Annotated in this window: 19 protein-coding genes; all 19 read left to right on the forward strand. The window is 46.6% G+C overall.

Features of this window, described 5'->3' with window-relative positions; genetic code table 11:
• Positions 1-69: 69 nt before the first annotated feature.
• The 19 genes from DFP97_RS06535 to nirB (DFP97_RS06625) all read left to right on the forward strand — a co-directional run bounded on the left by DFP97_RS06535 (position 70) and on the right by nirB (DFP97_RS06625) (position 20,563).
• Positions 70-1,395, forward strand: a complete 1,326-nt coding sequence (locus DFP97_RS06535; RefSeq protein ID WP_114379167.1) for a 5'-deoxyadenosine deaminase — start codon at positions 70-72, stop codon at positions 1,393-1,395.
• A gap of 69 nt (positions 1,396-1,464) precedes the next feature.
• Entirely contained in the window at positions 1,465-2,571 is a 1,107-nt protein-coding gene (locus DFP97_RS06540; protein ID WP_114379168.1) for an XdhC family protein, read from the forward strand.
• On the forward strand, positions 2,483-3,130 hold the full coding sequence (locus tag DFP97_RS06545; protein WP_181873379.1) for a nucleotidyltransferase family protein: 648 nt from the start codon (positions 2,483-2,485) through the stop codon (positions 3,128-3,130). Before DFP97_RS06540 ends, DFP97_RS06545 begins: the two co-directional genes overlap by 89 nt.
• Before the next feature lie 21 nt (positions 3,131-3,151).
• Entirely contained in the window at positions 3,152-4,093 is a 942-nt protein-coding gene (locus DFP97_RS06550; protein WP_114379170.1) for an FAD binding domain-containing protein, read from the forward strand.
• 5 nt (positions 4,094-4,098) lie between these two features.
• Positions 4,099-6,387, forward strand: coding sequence for a xanthine dehydrogenase subunit D (gene pucD, locus DFP97_RS06555; RefSeq protein ID WP_114379171.1), 2,289 nt, complete (start codon positions 4,099-4,101; stop codon positions 6,385-6,387).
• Positions 6,384-6,884, forward strand: coding sequence for a (2Fe-2S)-binding protein (locus tag DFP97_RS06560; protein ID WP_114379172.1), 501 nt, complete (start codon positions 6,384-6,386; stop codon positions 6,882-6,884). The genes pucD and DFP97_RS06560 overlap by 4 nt, the downstream gene beginning before the upstream one ends.
• Positions 6,881-7,381, forward strand: coding sequence for a 2-oxo-4-hydroxy-4-carboxy-5-ureidoimidazoline decarboxylase (gene uraD / locus DFP97_RS06565; RefSeq protein ID WP_114379173.1), 501 nt, complete (start codon positions 6,881-6,883; stop codon positions 7,379-7,381). The genes DFP97_RS06560 and uraD overlap by 4 nt, the downstream gene beginning before the upstream one ends.
• A gap of 17 nt (positions 7,382-7,398) precedes the next feature.
• A complete protein-coding gene (pucL, locus tag DFP97_RS06570) occupies positions 7,399-8,358 on the forward strand; it encodes a factor-independent urate hydroxylase (protein ID WP_114379174.1) in 960 nt (319 codons plus the stop codon).
• Positions 8,355-8,762 (forward strand): hydroxyisourate hydrolase, encoded by a 408-nt coding sequence (uraH, locus tag DFP97_RS06575; RefSeq protein ID WP_114379175.1) that lies wholly within the window; start codon positions 8,355-8,357, stop codon positions 8,760-8,762. The genes pucL and uraH overlap by 4 nt, the downstream gene beginning before the upstream one ends.
• Before the next feature lie 126 nt (positions 8,763-8,888).
• The gene (gene add, locus DFP97_RS06580; RefSeq protein WP_114379176.1) at positions 8,889-9,959 is read left to right on the forward strand and encodes an adenosine deaminase; all 1,071 of its coding nucleotides are present in this window, start codon (positions 8,889-8,891) and stop codon (positions 9,957-9,959) included.
• Between the two features lie 653 nt (positions 9,960-10,612).
• Entirely contained in the window at positions 10,613-11,170 is a 558-nt protein-coding gene (locus DFP97_RS06585) for a histidine phosphatase family protein (protein ID WP_114379177.1), read from the forward strand.
• 63 nt (positions 11,171-11,233) lie between these two features.
• Entirely contained in the window at positions 11,234-11,728 is a 495-nt protein-coding gene (locus DFP97_RS06590; RefSeq protein ID WP_114379178.1) for a 2,4'-dihydroxyacetophenone dioxygenase family protein, read from the forward strand.
• A gap of 45 nt (positions 11,729-11,773) precedes the next feature.
• The gene (locus tag DFP97_RS06595; RefSeq protein ID WP_114379179.1) at positions 11,774-12,244 is read left to right on the forward strand and encodes a DinB family protein; all 471 of its coding nucleotides are present in this window, start codon (positions 11,774-11,776) and stop codon (positions 12,242-12,244) included.
• A 25-nt stretch (positions 12,245-12,269) separates the two neighbouring features.
• Positions 12,270-12,737, forward strand: coding sequence for a GNAT family N-acetyltransferase (locus tag DFP97_RS06600; protein WP_114379180.1), 468 nt, complete (start codon positions 12,270-12,272; stop codon positions 12,735-12,737).
• Positions 12,738-12,763: 26 nt separating this feature from the next.
• Positions 12,764-13,282 (forward strand): GrpB family protein, encoded by a 519-nt coding sequence (locus tag DFP97_RS06605; protein WP_114379181.1) that lies wholly within the window; start codon positions 12,764-12,766, stop codon positions 13,280-13,282.
• Positions 13,283-14,114: 832 nt separating this feature from the next.
• On the forward strand, positions 14,115-16,532 hold the full coding sequence (gene nirB / locus DFP97_RS06610) for a nitrite reductase large subunit NirB (RefSeq protein WP_114379182.1): 2,418 nt from the start codon (positions 14,115-14,117) through the stop codon (positions 16,530-16,532).
• A gap of 16 nt (positions 16,533-16,548) precedes the next feature.
• Complete coding sequence (gene nirD, locus DFP97_RS06615; RefSeq protein ID WP_114379183.1) at positions 16,549-16,884, forward strand: nitrite reductase small subunit NirD; 336 nt, start codon at positions 16,549-16,551, stop codon at positions 16,882-16,884.
• Positions 16,885-16,917: 33 nt separating this feature from the next.
• Positions 16,918-18,096 (forward strand): MFS transporter, encoded by a 1,179-nt coding sequence (locus tag DFP97_RS06620; RefSeq protein WP_147275024.1) that lies wholly within the window; start codon positions 16,918-16,920, stop codon positions 18,094-18,096.
• A 97-nt stretch (positions 18,097-18,193) separates the two neighbouring features.
• On the forward strand, positions 18,194-20,563 hold the full coding sequence (gene nirB, locus DFP97_RS06625; RefSeq protein ID WP_245975942.1) for a nitrite reductase large subunit NirB: 2,370 nt from the start codon (positions 18,194-18,196) through the stop codon (positions 20,561-20,563).
• The last annotated feature ends 2 nt before the right edge of the window (positions 20,564-20,565 follow it).

Here is a 20,565-nt window from a genome sequence, read left to right on the forward strand (position 1 = left end):
ACGGTGTCAAAAGTAGAAGTCTCAGACCGAATTTGGTAAATGGTTTGGCTAACCCGAGGAGGAGATATCATGGAAACTATCCTAATTCACAATGCCGTTGTGATGACGATGAACGAGCAGGATCATATTTTCACAGGCGATGTACTTATTGAAAATAATCAAATAAAACAAATGGGTGAGCGGGTCGATGCAGGCGCCGTTGATCGGATCATTGATGCGGCCGGTAAAGTGCTGTTGCCGGGCTTCGTTCAGACGCATATTCATCTCTGCCAGACGCTGTTTCGGGGCAGGGCCGATGACTTGTCGCTAATTGAATGGTTAAAAGAGAAAATATGGCCGCTTGAAGCCGCACACAGCGAAGATTCGGTTTATTACTCTGCCATGCTGGGCATCGGGGAGCTGATTCGCAGCGGAACGACTACGATACTGGATATGGAAACTGTTCAATATACCGAGTCGGCTTTTCAGGCGATTAAGGAAAGCGGCATTAGAGCGCTATCCGGAAAAGTGATGATGGATCATGGTTCAGAGGTGCCGCTCGCGCTGCAGGAAAATACAGAAAAATCGCTGCAGGATAGCGTGGATTTATTAGAGAAATGGCATGGCGCAGGTAATGGAAGAATTCAATATGCTTTCTGTCCGCGTTTCGTCGTATCCTGTACGGAGGAGCTGCTAATTGGCGTTCGTGATCTGTCTGCTGAATATGGGGTTATGGTGCACACGCATGCCTCGGAAAATTTGGGCGAGATTGCGATGGTTGAAGCGGAGCGCGGCATGCGCAACGTCGTTTATTTGGATCATATCGGGCTTGCAAAGCCGAATTTAATATTGGCCCATAGTATTTGGCTGGATGATGAGGAAAAGCGGATCATTCGCGAACGTGGTGTGAAGATCACTCATTGCCCGGGCTCGAATTTGAAGCTCGCTTCGGGTATCGCGGAGGTGCCGCTTCTACTCGAACAAGGTATTGATGTCGGCATAGGGGCGGATGGAGCTCCTTGCAATAACAACTTGGATATGTTCCAAGAGATGCGCTTGACTGCTTACATGCAGAAGGTGAAGCATGGTCCGACGATAATGAATGCAAGGACAGTGCTGCGCATGGCAACGATGGGCGGGGCACGCGTGCTTGGTTTGGAGCAGCAAATCGGCAGCGTCGAAATCGGGAAGCTCGCAGATTTGCAGCTGCTCGACCTTGAAGACTTTCACGTCTATCCGTCATTTGATGCAGACTGGTACTCCCGTGTCGTCTATGCAGCAACAAGAGGCGATGTGGATACGGTCATCATAGATGGACAGATCGTTATGGAGAGCAAAATCGTGAAGACCGTGGACAAAAAGATCGTACTGAAGGAAGCGGATCGCTCCTTGCGCAAATTGATCGAGAGGCTTTAAGGATGATCTTGATTGTTCGAAGCTAAGGTAGCTTCGTTTGCGAAGCGGATACTTGGGGAGGGACAGCGGATGGATATGTATAAAGTGCTGGCTGCGGTTAGTTCGGACAATCACCCGAGCGTGCTTGCAACAATCGTTTGCGTGGAAGGCCACTCTTACCGGAAGGCAGGGGTAGCCATGTTAATTAAGTTAAGCGGCGAGCACATCGGAACAATAAGCCCAGGCTGTCTTGAACATGATTTGCTGGAGAGGACAGCTGACGTCTGGGCATCCGGCCGGCACGAAGTAATTGAATACAATATGAATCCTGAGGAGGACGCGATTTGGGGTGAAACGGTTGGCTGCGGCGGTAAAATGATGCTGCTGCTCGAACCGGTCGTTGGCCTTTTACGGTCGACGCTGCTTGATGCGTTAAAGAACATTAAATCGGGGGTATCCGTAAAGCTCGAGCGCCGATGGAATGAAACTATTATGGATTATGTTCTGCGTGTGGAGGGAAGTGGGTCTGATGCTGCCGAGGGTCATCCGGAGACTGAAGCTGACGGTTCTAACCGGATGGCTATAAGGATAAGCCCCCGGCCGAGGCTTGTGCTGTTTGGGGTTGGCAATGATGCGTATGCGATCTACTCGCTTGTGAAGCACATCGGATTCCACATTGTAGCAGCGGATTGGCGGCCTTCATTATGCACGCAGGAGCGTTTTCCCGAAGCGGAGTGCGTAATAGGTTCACCTGAGGAAATTATGAAGCAGCTGCAATTATGTGGAGATGATTATTTGATCATTTGCAGTCATAACCTGCAGCAGGATAAAGAAATGATCCGGCTTGCGCTGCCGTTACAGCTCGTCTATATCGGCGTTATGGGATCTAAGAAACGAATACGGTGGCTGTTCGAAACGTTTCTTATTCCGTCCAACGTGAGGGCGCCGATTGGTCTCTCTATCGGAGCGGATGGTCCCTATGAAATTGCCGTCAGCATCGCAGCTGAGCTTATAGCTATACGTGCGGAACATAAATCGCGGTCGCGGAGGGAGGCGGGAAGCGATGCATATTTCAGCCCTTTACTTAGCGGCCGGACAGAGCAGGAGGATGGGGAAAAGAAAGCAATCGTTGGAGCTGGCAACGGGACTTATGCTCGGAAGCATGGCGATTCGTGCCCTATCATTAAGTCCTCTTGACTCAATAGCTGTTGTTGTACATCCGGATGATCCTTTAGATTGGCTACCGGCATTAGGGAATTCGGCTTTTAGTGCTTCACCTTCTGCTTGGCCATCTATTCAAGTGGTTACATGTACGGAAGCATCTCAAGGTATGTCCTTCTCGATTCGCTGCGGGTTAAAGGCACTGATTGACGATAATCCGAAGCTTGATGCTGTTGTTGTCGTATTGGCTGATCAGCCATTCATTACGACGGGGATGATCGCCGAGCTGATCGGTTATTTGTCCGAACGGCCGGAACTGGATTATGTTGCGACTGCAACGGATGTCGGCGGTGAGGGTGAGCAGAATGCCATTCTTATGCCGCCTGCTATTTTATCCCGCTCCATGTTCGAAGTGCTGCTTCAGCTTGAAGGAGATGCCGGCGCCCGTAAATTATTTGGTTTACCGCAATTTAGAGGTGCTGCTCTTCTCGCAGCGGATCGGACAACTGTGTTCGATGTCGATACTCCAGCTGATATGGTGCTTGCGACAAAACAAATTTTGGGTCAAACGTACATTCGGGAACATCGGTTTTAACGATAACAGGAGGGGAGAGCAATGAGCATGAATGTTCAGGAGACTCTGACGTCTCCTCTTGTTTGGCATCCGCAAACCGCTGCGGAAGCATGGCAATACAAACAAACATATGGCATACACAGCGTATTTGTAGCAGGCGGAACACTTCTACGAACCCACTGGGAATCGGGCGCAGCGCCGATGCCGCAGCATTTCATTGACCTTAGCGCCATACGTGGCTTGAACGAGATAAGAGTTGGTGAAGAAGGATTGCTTATCGGAGGACAGTCTAAGTTGCAAGAATGCCGTACGAATCCGCTTTTACAGCGCCATTTCCCAATGGCTGTAGATGCGATTCGCTCGATTGCGGCACCGTCAATTCGAAATTTGGCGACGATAGGCGGAAATATCGCTTCAATAGTAGGGGATTCGGTACCTGCTTTACTCGTCTATGATGCTTCCCTCATCTGGTATAACGGTCAGACAGAGCAGGAGGAGAAGCTGTCCGATTGGCTGCTCGCAGCAGGGCAATCCGGCTATCGGAATGATCGGCTCCTGTTAAGCTTGAAGCTTCCTCTTAAAAGTGAGACATCAAGAGGTGATCGAGATGAGAACTCAACGAATTCGAAGATGAAGCGTTTTGGCGCTTTTCATAAAGTCGGCCGCCGCGAAGCGTTTACGCCTTCGGTTGTAACGGCTGCCGTCAGCGGATCGATAACGGATACAGGGCTTCTGAACAAGATTCAAATAGCGGTCGGAGGCGGTCAGACGATTCCGCGACGGTTAATAGAAGTAGAAAAAGAGATCGTCGGAACAGCAGTGGATGGAGAGATGCTTCGCCACTTGTTCGACCGAGCATTAGAGCTCTATGAACCTCGCGAGGATGTATTTGCATCTGCTTCTTACCGAAAGCAGACAGCGGCCAATTTAATTGTAACCGAGCTATGGAAAGCGAGCGGCAGGTTTATCGGACAGGGAGGATGAGGCGTATGCTGTTAAACCGCACAAGCAGCGGAGGACGGTGGCGAATCCGGCCTGACGGGCCGGCCAAAGTAACCGGTGAATTAACGTATTTAACAGATATGACAAAGGAAGACATGCTTTACGGTCTCGTACTGCGAAGCGAACACCCGCATGCTCGCATTATTTCGGTTCAAACGGATAAGGCGAAGCAATTGCAAGGCGTACATGCCGTGCTTACTTACATGGATGTGCCGGGCCTGAATGCTTTTGGTATTGCCCATCCGGATCAGCCTGTGCTGTGTGAGGATCGCGCCAGGTATGTCGGCGATGCAATAGCAACGGTAGCTGCTGAAACATTAGCCATTGCTCAGCAAGCGCTAGAACAAATAGAGGTGGAGTATGAGATATTACCTCCCGTTGACGATCCGGAGTTAGCGATTTTAGACGATGCTCCACTGCTACACCCCCAAGGAAACACGCTGCATCGAACCGCGTTCAACAGAGGTGATGCCGAAGAAGGTTTTAAGCTGTGCACTCATATTATAGAAGAAACGTATTATACCCCCCGTCAAATGCATACGTACATGGAAACGGAAGGCGGTCTGTTCGTGCCGGGAGATGATGGCCGGCTGACGGTATATTCACCTACTCAACACGGTTTCATGGATCGTCTGCAATTATCCCGTATTTTAGCGATTCCGCAAAGCGATATCCGTATCGTATCGAGCCCGATTGGCGGTTCATTTGGAGGGAAAGACGAGCTGAATGTCCAGCCGTACGGTGCGCTGCTTGCTGTGAACACCGGTAGACCAATTAAAATGCATAACTCCAGATGGGAATCCGTTCGCGCCGGATTAAAGCGGCATCCAATGAAAATTACGATGAAGACGGGAACGGATGCGGATGGAAAATTGCTTGCTCATCAAGTTTATATTATTTCCGATACCGGTCCCTATTCGACGCTTGGCGCCGAGGTGCTGAACTTCGCGACTGAGCATGTTATCGGACCTTACCGTTATGAGCACCTTGACGTAAAGGGCGTTTCAGTATTTACGAATAACGGCATGTCCGGCGAGTTTCGCGGCTTCGGCGGTAATCAGGCGATCTTCGCGCTTGAAGGGCAAATGGATCGGCTGGCTGAGCGGCTCGGTCTTGAACCGTGGGCATTCCGCAAGCTGAACATGAGGCAACTAGACGATTTAGGACCGTTTGATCAACCGATTGCAATGACTGAAGGGGCCGATCAGGTTTGGGATGCGGTATCGACCAGCCCATTGTGGCTTGAAAGGGAAAAGATACCTCTCGAAGGTCAGTCTGCCGCAGAGCCATGGATAAAGACCGGCATAGGGGCCGCCTTCACGATGCACGGTGCTGGACTGGGCGTCGGCATTCCAGATCCGGCAGGAGGACGGCTAGAGCTGGCAGTCGACGGGAAAATCGAAGCGGTGTTCGGCTATGAGGAGTTTGGTCAAGGGCTGATCGCTGCGCTGGAGCAAATGCTGATCGAGCAGTTTGACTTTGCTCAGGAAGATATCCGAATCATCATTGGGGATACGGATGTCGTACCTGATAGCGGGTCAACGACCGCTTCGCGGGCGACCGCGATGATGTGGAAATCGTTGCAGCGGCTGCACACACCGTTTACGGAACAACTGCTTGAGCGTGCGGGCGCAATTGTTGGCCGTCCGGCTGAGCAGCTTCGCTTAAGTGAAGGCGGCGTTAGAAAAAAAGTAGGCGATGAGCTGCTGATTACCTACGGAGAGTTAGCGAAAGCTGAGGGTGAGCCGATACGCTGCGAAACGTCGTTTGTATTTCCGACTTCGCCGACCGATCGGGTAGGCGCGCATTTTATGTACACCTATTCGGCGGTTGCCGTCAAAGTTGAGCTGAACACGCTGACGGGTCGAGTGAAGGTGCTGCAGCAATATCACGCGGTTGCAGCCGGTCCGGTCATTAATCCGCAAGGCTTTCTTGGGCAAATCGAAGGCGGCAGCAGTATGGCGCTCGGCTTCGCGCTAATGGAAGACGCGGTCATGGAAAAAGGTCATTATATGACACGAAATTTAGATACTTATCTTGTTCCGACGATTGCCGACCAAAGAGGCAAGATTGAGGTCCAGCCTATCGAGCATTTACCAGAAAATGACGAGCATGGACCGCGGGGTATCGGTGAAGTTGGATCAGTGACGTTGGCGCCTGCTATTGCTGCTGCCATTCATCAAGCAAGCGGCAAATGGGTAACGAAATTGCCGATTGATCCGAGCTACTTGCAGGAAACGCCATTTTTTCTATCAAAGGCGGTGAATGGGGAATGAGCGATAAAGCTGCGGAGGTTCAAGTACCGTTTCAACTGCAATGCTCGGTCAATGGCGAACTGAAAACAATAGCGGCACCTCCTTCCACAAGGCTGCTGACGATTTTGCGGGATGAAATGGAGCTTACCGGCACGAAGAGGTCTTGTGAAATCGGCAGGTGTGGTGCGTGTATGGTGTTGATTGACGGGAGAGCGGTCAATTCCTGTTTAACAATGGCATATCAGTGCGCGGGTAAACAAATTACAACGATTGAGGGCTTGTCGGCAAACGGATTGGATCCGATTCAGCAAGCGTTTCTGGAGGAGGGCGGCTTTCAATGCGGGTACTGCACGCCAGGAATGATTGTCTCCGTCAAATCGCTGCTCGATGACAAGCCGAATCCGAATGTGGATGAGGTTGCGGAAGCATTATCAGGCAATATATGCCGCTGCACGGGATACGGCGGAATATGGCGCGCGGTGCAGCGAGCTATTGAAGGGAGGCGGTATTGGAAATGACAAAGAGGATTGATCAAATAAATGAATTAAGCCGTGAACAATTTGTCGAGCTGCTGGGAACGATTTTCGAGCGGTCGCCTTGGGTGGCTGCGGCGGTGTGGAAAGATCGCCCTTTCGCTTCAAGGGAAGCCCTTCACACAGCGATGATCAACGTCGTACGGGAATCGCGGGTGGATACGATCATTGACTTAGTTCGTGCTCATCCTGATCTTGGGACGCGTCTCGCTGTCGCTGAATATTCGGCAAAGGAACAAAAGGGAGCAGGACTGGATCAGTTAACGGCCGAGGAGTATGAACGTTTTTATGGACTGAATCAGATGTATGTGAAAAAGTTCGGCTTTCCCTTTATATTAGCGGTGAGAGGCAAGACGAAGGATGATATATTGGCGGCTATGGAAGCTAGAATCGGGAATCCGGCAAGTAAAGAAGCGGCGCAGGCGCTGCTCGAGATTGAAAAAATTTCCGGCTTTCGTATAAGGGATCTCATTACAGAGTAGAGAAAGGATGGAGCGTTATGCTTAAACTACGCAGCGGACGAACACTATATTATGGTAAAGGGGACGTGCTGAGCTATCGGACATATGCTGCTCCGCTCACGGTCAGATCCATTCCGGAATCTCCCTATAAAGGCGATACCAATGTTATTTTTGCACATAATATTAAGTTCTCGGTAAGCAGTGAAGCGCTTCTAACCTCGTTTACGGAAGGCGATAACAAGCAGGTCGTTGCGACCGATTCGATGAAAAATTTCATTTTGAGACAAACCGCCAATTATGAAGGATGCACGACAGAAGGGTTGCTTGCATTCATCAGTGAGCGTTTTTTTGATCGGTATCCGCATATTGATGCTATCGAAATAAGTGCAGATCGGCTGCCATTTAGCTCCGTTACCGTCGGAGAAGGCGGTGGCTGGAGCGATAGTCAGCTTGTGTTCCGTCGTTCCCATAATGAACATGCAAGTGCTGCGCTCAAATGGGTCCGCTCGAATGCCGGTATCCAGCTGGCTCAGCACGAGAGCTCTTTATCACATATTCAGCTTATTAAGGTGAGCGGCAGCTCTTTCTACGGTTTTATTCGAGATGAGTATACGACGCTACCAGAGAGCTATGACCGGCCTTTGTTTATATTTCTTGATATTTTTTGGACATATGCGGATGCAGCGGATGCGTTCGACAGCGAGCGCGGACATTATGTAGCTTCCGAGCAGGTGCATGATATCGCACATACGGTGTTCCATAAGAATAATACGCCTTCGATACAATATCTAATCTATCAAATCGGACATCGCATCTTAACGAGCTTCCCGCAGCTGGCTGAAGTACGTTTTGAATCAAACAACCGGACTTGGGAAACGATCGTGGAGCCGCTTGACCCGAATTCGGCCGGTGTATATACTGAACCGAGGCCGCCATACGGTTTTCAAGGCTTTACCCTGTCAAGGGATGATTTGACCGAAGGGAACGAGGGGCAATGAGCGGGCGCATAACGACTCATGTTCTGGATCTTGCGGGCGGCAAACCGGTTGTCGGAATTACAATTGAGCTATGGTTTTTGGGAGAAGGCGCCGAATCAAATTCACATAATAATAATTATGTTAACCAATATGAAGGCGCTCCGAAGCTTCTTGGCACATTTGAGACCAGCCACGATGGGCGTGTTGATCAGCCTTTGCTGGAAGGGGCGGCAGTGATGCCGGGTATGTATGAGCTTGTTTTCGGCGCAGGCGACTATTTCCGACGGGCGGCTCATTTGTCAGCTATTACCGATAACATATTCGATTTGATTCCAATTCGCTTTCGGATCGGGGATGCAGGCTCGCATTATCATGTTCCGCTTCTGGTTGCGCCTGGCGGGTACAGCACTTATCGCGGGAGTTAGAGGAGACAGATGTATATAGGAAACACATGTATACAGGAAACACATGTATACAGGAAACGTTCGTGGTGCATGAATATACCGAAGATATTGTATGGTTGGATATCGACAAGGAAAGGGGATTTGGCGATGACGTTTATAAATGAAAGGCCGGCAGTGGATAAAGCGTTATTGTCGCAGCTGCCAAAGGTCGATTTGCATGTGCATTTGGACGGAAGCGTGAAGCCTGAAACGTTAAAGGAGCTTGCGCTGGAGCAGTCCGGAACGCTGCCGGTTCATTCGGACGCCGAACTCCTGTCCAACATGCAAGTGAACGAGCAATGTGAAAGCTTAACGCAATATTTGAGCAAGTTCAGCTTTGTGCTGCCGTATTTGCAAACAGGAGCAGCACTTGAACGGGTAGCTTACGAGCTGGTTGAACAAGCATCCAAGGATCGAGTAAAATACGTTGAAGTTAGATTTGCGCCGCAGCTCCACCGGCTGCAGGATATGTCAGTAGATGAAGTTATACATCATGTAGTTGAAGGATTAAAGCGTGGCGAGCAGACGTTTGGGACTATTGCAAGAGCAATTGTCATTTGTTTGCGAAGCCATTCCTACGAAATGAATAAAGACGTTGTTCAGGAAGCAGCGCGATTTTATAAAAAAGGGGTCGTCGCAGTCGATCTGGCTGGAGATGAAGCTTCGTTTCCTGCCGAGCTGTTTCGCCAGCTGTTCGAGGAAGCCCGGCAGCTCGGCTTACCGATAACCATCCATGCGGGAGAAGCAGCTGGCGCCGAAAATGTTCAGGTGGCAATTACTGAGCTTGGAGCAGTGCGAATTGGACATGGCGTACGTATGCTGGAGAATCCAGAAGTGGTACGGCTGGTGAAGGAGCGACGGATTCCGCTGGAAATGTGTCCCCTCAGCAACATTCAGACGAAGGCTGTATCCGGATGGGATGCTTACCCGGTTCGCAGCTATTTGGAGCAGGGGATCATTGTAACCGTCAATACGGACAATATGACCGTTTCTGATACGAACATTTTGAAGGAATATGAGCAGCTGATTGAGCATTGCGGCTTCACATTGACGGAAATTGCGACAATCATAATGAACGGCGTGAAGGCAGCGTTTCTGGAGGAAGAGGAAAAGCGGTTGCTGATTGAGCGGTTTGAGAGTGAATTTACTGCTCTGGGTGTTGGAGTGGGGCCTTTCTGATTTATATGGGAGAATGAGATTTTAAATGGCAAAGCTAGCAGCAAAGAGGCTCAGCGTCTTAATAAAGATGACTGAACCTCTTTTTTTGTATATACGAAGGATTGGTTATTGTTTCCAAGATAATTAGTGATTGGTATACTTGAAGGGAGCGGATAGTGACTGATGAGTAGTATGCTTTAGTTGATACATGAGAGAGCTTGCTGGATTCATTGGAAATGCTGAAATCTCACCTCGCACCTACGTCTTACTTGTTGCCTGGTTGCCATAGTGGATTTTCCCAATAATGTTTATAACAGACTATATCAGATAACTTCTAACTTGGATTAGGGAGATGTCGATTCATTAGTAGTGGTATCGAGGATAACGGTAATAAGTGGCGCTCTGTCCTCATTTTTTTGCTTCAACATCTAAAATAGAGGGGAAATTTGGAGTTATTCTGCGATTTTAGGTAAAAAGAGATCAATTCATAGTGAATAAGACCAAAAAATTCCCCTATTGTTTGGTTACTTCCACCAACAAATGAATAACACCACAAATTCCGTTATATACTCTAGCCTTGCGAACTTTGGATAGTACATCGACAGTCTCTTATATTCAACAAATAAAGATTTACTATTCTGAATAAGTCATATACGAATGATAAAGGAGAGTTTATGAAACAAATATATTTTGTAAGACATTGTAAAGCAATTGATCAAGAACCAGAAGCTCGTTTAACCGAAGAGGGTATTCGGCAAGCGCTGGAGTTGGCTGAGTTTCTTAAAAATAAAAATATTGAATACATTATCTCAAGTCCATTCGAAAGGGCAATTCATACTATAAAACCATTGAGTAAAATGATTCCATGTGAAATTCATATTGATAATCGTTTACAGGAGCGGATTTTAAGCAGAGCCCCTTTGGACAATTGGATGGAAATACTTGAACAATCATATGTGAATTACGAATTAAAGCTTGATGGTGGAGACTCTTCGACTGAAGCGGTTGAGAGAGGTATGAGTGTAGTAAGGGAAATGATTGCAAGACCGGAAAAGTCGATATGTGTGGTAACGCACGGAGCTTTGCTGTCTTTATTGATTAGACAATTTAACAAGGAATTCGGGTTTGAAGATTGGAAGAAGCTTTCTAATCCGGATGTATATAAGCTCGAGATACAGGGAGATCAAGCTTTTATTGAACGAGTTTGGAAGCCTTGGTCCGGACCAAAGTAAAGAGTAATCGCAGAAATGATCTAAAGAACTCTCTACAATAAATTACAGAAAAGGATTGTTATTATGAATCAGTTAATTAATGAAGCAGTTATTAAATTGGTAGATAATTTACAATTACCTGAAAGAGTATTTAATATTGACGATTTACCTTGGGTGCCATTTGATGATGGGACTTGTTTTTTTAAACCACTACGTTTCGATTTAAGTACAGGCTTATGGACATATTTATTTAAAATTAAGAGCAATAAAGTATTAACTCGCAACAGACATACAGGTGGATGCGTTATTGGCTACAATCTTCAAGGACAATGGAGATATGAAGGGCGAAAGTGGATAGCAAAACCAGGGACCTTTATTTTTGAACCACCAGGAGACATACATACGTTGATTACTGAGGATGAAGAGGTAATTGCATTATTTATTCTGGGAGGGTCTCTTCAATACTTTGATGAGAATAACGCAATAATCGGACAGGACGACATTTACACAGTAATAAAGAAGTATAGGGATTATTGTACTGAGAATGGATTGGAAGTTCGTGAGGATTTATTTTACTGATTAAAGAACGCTATTCGGAAAACACCTGGAAAAGGAGAGATTATTTTGAGAACCTTATTTTATTACAATTGGCAGATCAGAGACGAATGGTTTCAAGTTTTAGAGCAGGTACCTGCGATTGATTTGTTAAGAGACAGACATGCTGGGGTTGGATCAATCCTCAAAACAATTTTTCACATCATAGATGTTGAATATAGTTGGATAAGGGTAGTCAAAAATGAGTCAGATATTACTTTTCAGTTTGAAGATTATAACGATCTTAAGTCATTGAGAAATTTATCAGAGAAAATCAGATCAGAAATAAAAGAATTTATTGATAATTGGTCCAATGATATGGAATGTGAAGCCGTTATCCCTTCATGGATGGATAAGACATTTAATAAGGGCGAAATATTACGACATATTTTAGTTCATGAAATTCATCATATCGGACAACTTTCAATTTGGTCGAAAGAACTGGGCATAAAAGTTGTTTCTTCAAACTTCATTGGAAGAGAACTGTTGGAAAGACATTGACTTCTGAAGGAAAAGAGGGCCGGAAATGTTAATTAGAATGGCTGAACACTCAGACATTGAAGCGCTGATCAAAATGAGGCTGGATTTTACACTTGAATACAATGCTGATCTTATTATTACAGAATCAATATTTGAGGAGTATCATCATGAAACGAAGCAATTTCTTAAGAATGCGATCGAATCAAAGCAGTGGTACATATGGGTGGCGGAAATTAACGGTGTCATCGTTTCACACATCTTTTTGGAATTGATTGCTAAAGTGCCTAGACCAGGGAAGAAAACAAACCCATTTGTATACATGACTAACGTATATACGCTGCCAAATTATCGGGGCAATGGAATCGGGAGTGAGCTTCTTTGTAAAATAAAGGAGTGGTCAGAAGCTAAAAATTTTGAATTTATTATAGTATGGCCAAGCGATGAAGGTATTGAATTTTATCGAAAAAATGAATATGTACATTGCAAAGAACCAATGGAGCTCATGCTGGAATAATATTTTGAAGAAATGAAGGTGTACGGGTGGAAGAAGTTAATGTTACTAATTATAACGCTGAATGGATCAATGATTTCGGACAAGAAAAAGCGAAAATTAAGAATGTTATGGATAAAATTATTCTTGGAATTGAACATATCGGTAGTACTTCAGTTCCGGGCCTAGGTGCTAAACCAGTGATTGATATGATGGTCGGGGTAAAAGAATTGTCTCAGGTCAGCCCTGAATATATTGTTCAACTTAAATCAATAAATTATGAATATGTTCATAAGCCTGAGTTTCCGGAAAGGCTCTTTTTTAGAAAGGGTCACTGGAGGGCTGGTACGCATCATCTGCATGTTTATATACATAACGGAGAGCATTGGTTGAATAATATTATGTTTCGAGATTATTTGAGAAGTCATCCGAAGGCGATGGACGATTACTATCGGTTGAAGAAGCAGTTAGAAGGTCTATATAAATCGGATAAAGTTGCTTACACGGAAGCAAAGGCTCCGTTTATTCAAAGCATTTTAACAAAATTAAGATCGGAGAATCAAACATGATTAATTGTCATTTTATAATTACGGGGACTTCTCGGGTATTGGTGAACAGTTAGCTAAAATGCTGCTGGAAGCGGATCATCATGTTCATGGCATTTCAAGAACTCATCTAAGGAATACCATTTGCGGTTCTTTATTAGAATAATTGAACATCTTTATAAAAAATCATAATAACTTAAATGAGCCTGCTGAATTGACATCGAATACTCCATGTTATATTATATGACATATAACCAATTATGTTTAAAAAGAAACTTGTTACATGTGTTATATAACTTGACGCCGTTGAATATTTTATCCAATACGTAACGAGGAGTGGTTCAGATGAGGTTTTTATTCATTATTGCAGGTATGCTTTCTGTAGCTAAACATAGTAAGGTAGATGACGATTGTGTAAGCAAGCTTAACGAAGCTTTTATTGGGAGCGAGCGTCACTGGAAGTCGCTCACACTTTTTGCATAAGCTAAGATGGTCTTTTGATAATTAAGGTGTTTCCTCCATGAGGGAACACCTTTTTTATGTGAAGTAAAATAACTTCGTTAGATAACAGCTTTATCAAATATCCAAATTTTCTGAAATCAACCTATTGTCGAGTACGCATTCATCCGCTTTTCGGTAACAAAGACGAACAATAAAACGCTTACTTATCATTTCATACGTCAATTTGTTTTAAATGTTAAATTACCTGACAAATTTTTATTGAAATATACGTGAAAATGCGGTAAATTATTGATAAAGATAGTTTTGTTAGCAAATGTAACGTCAAATTGATAGCTTGTCTTTTAGAACGAGAGTCTTTCTAGAGAATGTTTAACAAAATAGGAGTGTGGATGCGATGAAAAAGAAGCTGGTCTTGATAGGTAACGGTATGGCGGGAGTAAATTGTATTGAACAGATTTTGAAGCTGGCCCCGAACCGGTATGACATTACCATCTTCGGAAGTGAACCTCATCCGAACTATAATCGAATCATGCTGTCATCTGTTCTAGCAGGCGATGCGGATATTAATGATATTGTTATCAATAGTTGGGACTGGTACAGAGAAAACAACATTATTATCCACGCTGGACATACGGTAAGCAATATCGACACGAAACGCAAGATCGTCAGCACGGAAAGCGGCATTCAAGTGCCTTACGATGATGTCATTATTGCAACCGGCTCGCTGCCTTTCATGCTTCCGCTGCCGGGTGCGGACAAAAAAGGCGTTATCGCATTCCGTGACATTAAAGATTGCGAAACGATGTTTGAGACGGCGAAAAAGTACAAAAAAGCGGTTGTTATCGGCGGCGGCTTACTCGGACTAGAAGCGGCTCGGGGGTTGCTGAATCTGAATATGGAAGTGTCCGTCGTTCATAGCAACAAAATTCTGATGAACAGACAGATGGACGAAACGGGTGGGATTATGCTGCAGAAGGAACTTCAGCAGCAAGGTATGAAATTCCTTCTCGGAAAAAATACAGAGAAGATTCTAGGAAAAGAGCGGGTAACGGGTCTAAGATTTTCGGACGGCTCCGAAGAGTCTGCAGATCTAGTTGTTATGGCAATCGGTATCAAGCCCAACATGGCGATGGCTAAGAAGAGCGGCATTGAAGTTAACCGAGGTATTCTCGTTAACGATTTCATGGAAACAAACATTCCGAATGTTTACTCGGTTGGCGAATGCGTGGAGCACCGCGGCATTTCATACGGACTGGTCGCGCCATTGTACGAGCAAGCCGCCGTCCTTGCAAAGAAACTGGCGGGCCTAGAAACGGAAGGCTATCACGGTTCCGTCGTTTCTACGAAGCTGAAGGTTTCGGGTGTGGATGTGTTTTCGGCGGGTCAATTCTTGGATAATGTTGATACACGTGCCGTTCGTGTGCAGGATGAGTTCGGCGGCGTATACAAGAAAGTCGTCATTCGGGGCGGCAAGGTTGTCGGCGCTGTATTGTTCGGTGATATTAGTGACGGAGCGCGCCTGTTCGCCATGATCCGCAGCGGCGAGGATGTAACCGGGAAAGAAAAAGAAATATTGCTCGGCTCGGGCGGTTCGGCTCCATCCAACGCTGATTTGATTGCCTCGATGAGCGATGATGAAATTGTTTGCGGATGTAACGGTGTTTCCAAAGGCGCAGTTGTAACTGCGATCAATGAAAAAGGATGCACGAGCGTCAATGATATTAAAGCTTGCACGAAAGCGTCCGCTTCCTGTGGCGGCTGTAAACCGCTAATTGCAGATGTGCTGACGTATGTACTTGGCGCGGACGGCGTGAAAACCGTCAAAGAAGGCATTTGCGGTTGTACAACGCTTAGCCGCGATGAAGTGGTTGAAGGCATACGCGAGATGAAGCTGACGACTTCGAAGGAAGTCATGAACGTAATGGGCTGGAACAACCCGGAAGGCTGCTCCAAATGCCGTCCTGCCTTGAACTACTACCTCGGCATGGTATGGCCTGAAGATCACGAAGACGAGCGTGAATCAAGATTCGTTAATGAAAGAAATCATGCCAATATTCAGAAAGACGGCACGTACTCTGTTGTTCCGAGAATTTACGGCGGGGTTACGACACCGCAGGATCTGAAGAAAATTGCCGATGTAGCGGTGAAATATGAAGTGCCGCTAGTAAAAATAACAGGCGGACAGAGGATCGACCTTCTGGGCGTTAAGAAGGAAGACTTGCCTTCGATGTGGACGGATCTCGACATGCCGTCGGGTTACGCATATGGTAAAACGCTTCGTACGGTAAAAACATGCGTAGGATCGACGTTCTGCAGATTCGGAACGCAGGATTCGATGGCCATGGGTATCGAAATGGAGAAGCGCTTCGAACGTTTGAGCACACCGGCGAAATTTAAAATGGCCGTATCCGGCTGCCCCCGTAACTGTGCGGAAGCGACGATCAAGGATTTGGGCGTCGTGGCGATCGACGGCGGATGGGAAATTCATGTCGGCGGAAACGGCGGCACGAAAGTAAGAGTCACAGACCTGCTCGTTAAGGTGAAGACGGAGGAAGAGGTTCTGGAATGGACGGGAGCCTACATGCAGTATTACCGTGAAACCGGCAAATATAACGAACGTACGGCGGAATGGCTTGAAAGAGTCGGCCTGGATACGATTAAGGCTGCCTTAGAGAAGAAAGAAGACCGATTGGCACTCGTCGAGCGGATAGAACTTGCGCTCAGCCTGACGCAAGATCCATGGAAAGAAATTGTGGAGACTGATAAATTGCGCACAACATTTGAAAATCTACCTATTCCCACAATGAACTAGAAAGGGTGTCATCAGCATGAAACAAGTTAAAATCGGTCATATTTCGGAAATTGAGAGCATGCGGTCAAGAGTGATCTTCGTTGGAGATTTGGAAATTGCTTTGTTTAAGCTATCGAACGGTGAAATAAAAGCGATTGAAAACAAATGTCCGCATAAAGCAGGTAAGCTTTCCGAAGGAATCGTATGCGACCATCACGTATTTTGTCCGCTACATGATTGGAAAATCGATTTGAACGACGGCAAGGTGCAAGACCCGGATGAAGGCTGTGTCGTTTCCTTCAAGGTGGAGGCGGATGCTGAAAGCGGTGATTTAATTTTATACGTGGAAGAAAAGGCTTATCAAGCATCCTAAGGAAGACATTCGGGGAGAAACGGACCAATGGAAATGAATCAAACAAAAGCACTCATATATTCAACGTTCGCTATGACCGTATCATTCATGATCTGGTCAGTGTTTCCGCCGATTGCAGGGCAGATTCAGGAGCTTTTTAATCTAAGTACGCTTGAGAAGAGTATTCTGATTGCAACTCCTGTTCTGCTTGGTTCGATTATGCGGATTCCGATGGGTATTTTAACTGACCGTCATGGCGGCAGGAAAGTGTTTACGCTCACGATGCTGTTCTTGATTTTACCGGTAGTAGCAGCCGGATTTGCTGATTCTTATGTATGGATGTTGGTCTGCGCTTTATTTATCGGTATGGCGGGCACCACATTTGCTATTTCTTTAACTTTTGTATCCAGATGGTATCCGCCGCAGAGCCAGGGGTTTATATTGGGCATTGCCGGTCTAGGAAATTTAGGGGGAGCGGGAGCGAATTTTTTGCTTCCCTCCATTTCATCCGCATACGGCATTTCATGGGTATTTTTTAGCCTGGCAATTGGAATCGCGGTAATGGCTTTAGTTTTCCATACCTTTACCAAGGACGCTCCGAAGCCAGCCGAACCGAAAACCTTGAAACAATCATTATCCGTCATGAAAGATAAAGCAACTTGGCATTTGTCCATCTTTTATTTTTTGACGTTTGGAGGCTTTGTCGCTTTCAGTGTTTATCTTCCGACGTTTCTTAAAGAACTATTTCAGCTAAGCGCTTTTGATGCGGGACTTAGAACAGCGGGTTTTGTTTTGGCAGCTACCCTGATTCGGCCGGCGGGCGGTTATTTGGCGGACCGCTTCGGCAGCAAGAACGTATTAACGGTTGTCTTTATCGGGATATTGGTTGCCGCGCTTGTCTTGTCTTTCACGCTTGATCATTTCGTCTATTTCAGCTTCCTATGTTTGTTGATCTCCTTGCTGCTTGGTTTAGGCAATGGGGCCGTGTTCAAAATGGTGCCTGAAGTTTCTTCGGGAAATACAGGAGCGGTTACAGGGATTGTCGGCGCAGCAGGCGGCATTGGTGGATTTTTTCCGCCGATTGTACTCGGTATCGTCAAAGACACGACAGGACAATACAATTTGGGATTTATTTTCATGGTGATATTTGCTTTAGCATGTTTGATTTTGAATTATTCTGCCCTGAAGCCGAAAGAAAAGGCAGTCCAGAATGGCATGGAGTTCACGGCTTAGACGCATGGTACTGGCAGCGCTTGCCGGTACGGCTGGAGATGCGAACGGGACTGCTCATTAAAAGGAAGGTGCAGCCGTTTACCTAATTGGAGGTTTAATGATGGCGAAAAGAAAATTAGTTGTGATCGGAAACGGTATGGCGGGCGTACGCTGTGTCGAAGAAATATTAAACATCGATCGGGATGCTTTTGAAATCACTATTTTCGGCAAAGAACCCCATCCCAACTATAACCGCATTTTGTTATCGAAGGTGCTGCAGGGCGATACGACCATAAAGGACATCACGATCAATGACTGGCAGTGGTACGAAGACAATCATATCCAACTTTTCACGAATGAAACGGTAATTAATGTAGATACTGAACGCAAGAGAGTTGTTACGGAATCCGGCAAGAGCGTCACATACGATGAGCTTATTTTTGCTACGGGCTCCTTGCCTTTTATGCTGCCACTGCCGGGTGCGAATAAACAAGGCGTTACCGCCTTTCGGGATATTCGCGATTGTGAAACGATGGTGGAAACGTCCAAAAAATATGAGAAGGCCGTTGTTATCGGCGGTGGATTGCTTGGGCTCGAGGCTGCGCGTGGCTTGTTGAACCTGGGTATGAAGGTAGATGTTGTTCATATTTTTGACAGTATTATGGAAAGACAACTTGACCGTACGGCAGCCAAAATGCTGCAGACTGAGCTCGAAAAGCAGGGGATGCGCTTCTTGCTTGAGAAGCAATCGGAAGAGATTATCGGACGGAGCCGCGTGGTGGGGCTGAAGTTCAAAGACGGAACCAAAACCGATGCCGACCTCCTTGTTATGGCGGTAGGCGTTAGACCTAATGTACAGCTGGCTAAGGAAGGTAAGATTGAAACAAACCGCGCTATTGTCGTCAATGATTATATGCAGACGAATGTACCCCATGTATATGCAGTTGGTGAATGTGCGGAACATCGCGGCATAGTGTATGGGTTGGTAGCACCGCTCTATGAGCAAGGGAAGGTACTCGCAAAAACACTGTGCGGTATGGAAAATGAAGGTTATCATGGTTCGGTGCTGGCGACCCAGCTGAAGGTTTCGGGCGTAGACGTATTCTCCGCCGGCGAATTTATGGACAGCGACGAGGTAAAGTCGCTGAAATGGATTGACGGTATCCGCAGCACGTACAAAAAACTTGTCATTCGCGATAATAAAATTGTTGGTGCTGTTCTGTTTGGTGACATTAGTGAGGGTACGAAGCTCCTAAACATGATCAAGCAGAAGACGGATATCTCCGTCTATGAGAAGGAAATGAATACTGGAGCAAACGGCAAGGAAGCAGGAGAAGCCGCAATCGCGGCAATGTCCGATAAAGAGCTGGTGTGCGCCTGCAACGGGGTTTCCAAAGGGACGATCATGCAGGCCATTCAGGAGCAAGGATTGCAAACGGTCGATGAAGTGAAAAAATGTACGAAAGCATCCAGCTCCTGCGGCAGCTGCAAAACAATGGTCAGCAGTATTTTGGATTATGTGCACCGTCACGGTTTCGAGAAGACGACGGAGAAAGAAACCGTCTGCGCTTGCACAACATTTAGCCATGATGAACTTATGTTAGAGATTCAGAACCGCCGTTTTAGTGATACAGCAGAAATCATGTCCGCATTGGAGTGGCAAACGGAGTCGGGTTGTGCGGTTTGCCGCCCTGCACTACATTATTATTTAGGCGTACATGGGGCTGCTGCACCGCTGGTGCAAGCAGACGGACCGATAGGCATTCAGGCTGACGGTACTTTTGCAGTTATGCCTAGAATGTATGGGGGTATAACAAGCCCGGAACAGCTGCGGCAAATCGCGGACATTGTAGAGAAATATGGGATTCCTCTTGTGAAGCTGCTGGAAGGACCGCAGCTTGGCCTGCTCGGTATCGCGGCAGAAGACGTCTCGACCGTTATGACAGAGCTGAATTTACCGGGTAATGAACCGGTATACGGGAAATCGGTGAGCACGATTGGAACATGCAGCGGTATTAAATACGCCGTAGATGCGATGCGAGATTCAATCGCACTCGGGACCGCATTGGAGAAGAAGCTGGAGCGACTGCAGCTGCCGCATGAATTAAAGATTGGGGTATCTGCCAGCCCGCACAACCACGCGGGATCCCTTACAAAGGATATCGGAATCGTAGGGGCGCCAGGCGGATGGGAGATGTATGTAGGCGGCAACGGCGAAAGGCAAGTAAAGATGGGTCAACTGCTTTGTACGGCCGCAACGGATGAGGAGATTCAGACACTAGTTGCTGCTTTCCTGCAGTATTACAGAGAGACAGGGTATTATGCGGAACGGGTGACGCAATGGATAGAACGAATGGGTCTGCTGCAAATCAGAGAAGCATTGTTCGATCCGTTTCTATTGCAAATATTAGGAAGCCGTATGGATAAGGTGCTTTCGGTTTCGCCAGAGCAAGCAAATCAGCAGCAGACGGCTGCAGTGACAAGGTGATC

Source organism: Paenibacillus prosopidis, assembly GCF_003337375.1.
Lineage (GTDB): Bacteria > Bacillota > Bacilli > Paenibacillales > Paenibacillaceae > Pristimantibacillus > Pristimantibacillus prosopidis.

What these genes read in the sequence shown, in the direction of transcription:
- DFP97_RS06545 (WP_181873379.1), top strand. Translation starts at nt 2,483, where the DNA reads ATGGGGAAAAGAAAGCAATCGTTGGAGCTGGCAACGGGACTTATGCTC.
- uraH (WP_114379175.1), top strand. Translation starts at nt 8,355, where the DNA reads ATGAGCGGGCGCATAACGACTCATGTTCTGGATCTTGCGGGCGGCAAA.
- DFP97_RS06540 (WP_114379168.1), top strand. Translation starts at nt 1,465, where the DNA reads ATGGATATGTATAAAGTGCTGGCTGCGGTTAGTTCGGACAATCACCCG.
- DFP97_RS06585 (WP_114379177.1), top strand. Translation starts at nt 10,613, where the DNA reads ATGAAACAAATATATTTTGTAAGACATTGTAAAGCAATTGATCAAGAA.
- DFP97_RS06600 (WP_114379180.1), top strand. Translation starts at nt 12,270, where the DNA reads ATGTTAATTAGAATGGCTGAACACTCAGACATTGAAGCGCTGATCAAA.
- DFP97_RS06620 (WP_147275024.1), top strand. Translation starts at nt 16,918, where the DNA reads ATGAATCAAACAAAAGCACTCATATATTCAACGTTCGCTATGACCGTA.
- uraD (WP_114379173.1), top strand. Translation starts at nt 6,881, where the DNA reads ATGACAAAGAGGATTGATCAAATAAATGAATTAAGCCGTGAACAATTT.
- DFP97_RS06560 (WP_114379172.1), top strand. Translation starts at nt 6,384, where the DNA reads ATGAGCGATAAAGCTGCGGAGGTTCAAGTACCGTTTCAACTGCAATGC.
- pucD (WP_114379171.1), top strand. Translation starts at nt 4,099, where the DNA reads ATGCTGTTAAACCGCACAAGCAGCGGAGGACGGTGGCGAATCCGGCCT.
- DFP97_RS06590 (WP_114379178.1), top strand. Translation starts at nt 11,234, where the DNA reads ATGAATCAGTTAATTAATGAAGCAGTTATTAAATTGGTAGATAATTTA.
- DFP97_RS06550 (WP_114379170.1), top strand. Translation starts at nt 3,152, where the DNA reads ATGAGCATGAATGTTCAGGAGACTCTGACGTCTCCTCTTGTTTGGCAT.
- add (WP_114379176.1), top strand. Translation starts at nt 8,889, where the DNA reads ATGACGTTTATAAATGAAAGGCCGGCAGTGGATAAAGCGTTATTGTCG.
- nirB (WP_245975942.1), top strand. Translation starts at nt 18,194, where the DNA reads ATGATGGCGAAAAGAAAATTAGTTGTGATCGGAAACGGTATGGCGGGC.
- nirD (WP_114379183.1), top strand. Translation starts at nt 16,549, where the DNA reads ATGAAACAAGTTAAAATCGGTCATATTTCGGAAATTGAGAGCATGCGG.
- nirB (WP_114379182.1), top strand. Translation starts at nt 14,115, where the DNA reads ATGAAAAAGAAGCTGGTCTTGATAGGTAACGGTATGGCGGGAGTAAAT.
- DFP97_RS06535 (WP_114379167.1), top strand. Translation starts at nt 70, where the DNA reads ATGGAAACTATCCTAATTCACAATGCCGTTGTGATGACGATGAACGAG.
- pucL (WP_114379174.1), top strand. Translation starts at nt 7,399, where the DNA reads ATGCTTAAACTACGCAGCGGACGAACACTATATTATGGTAAAGGGGAC.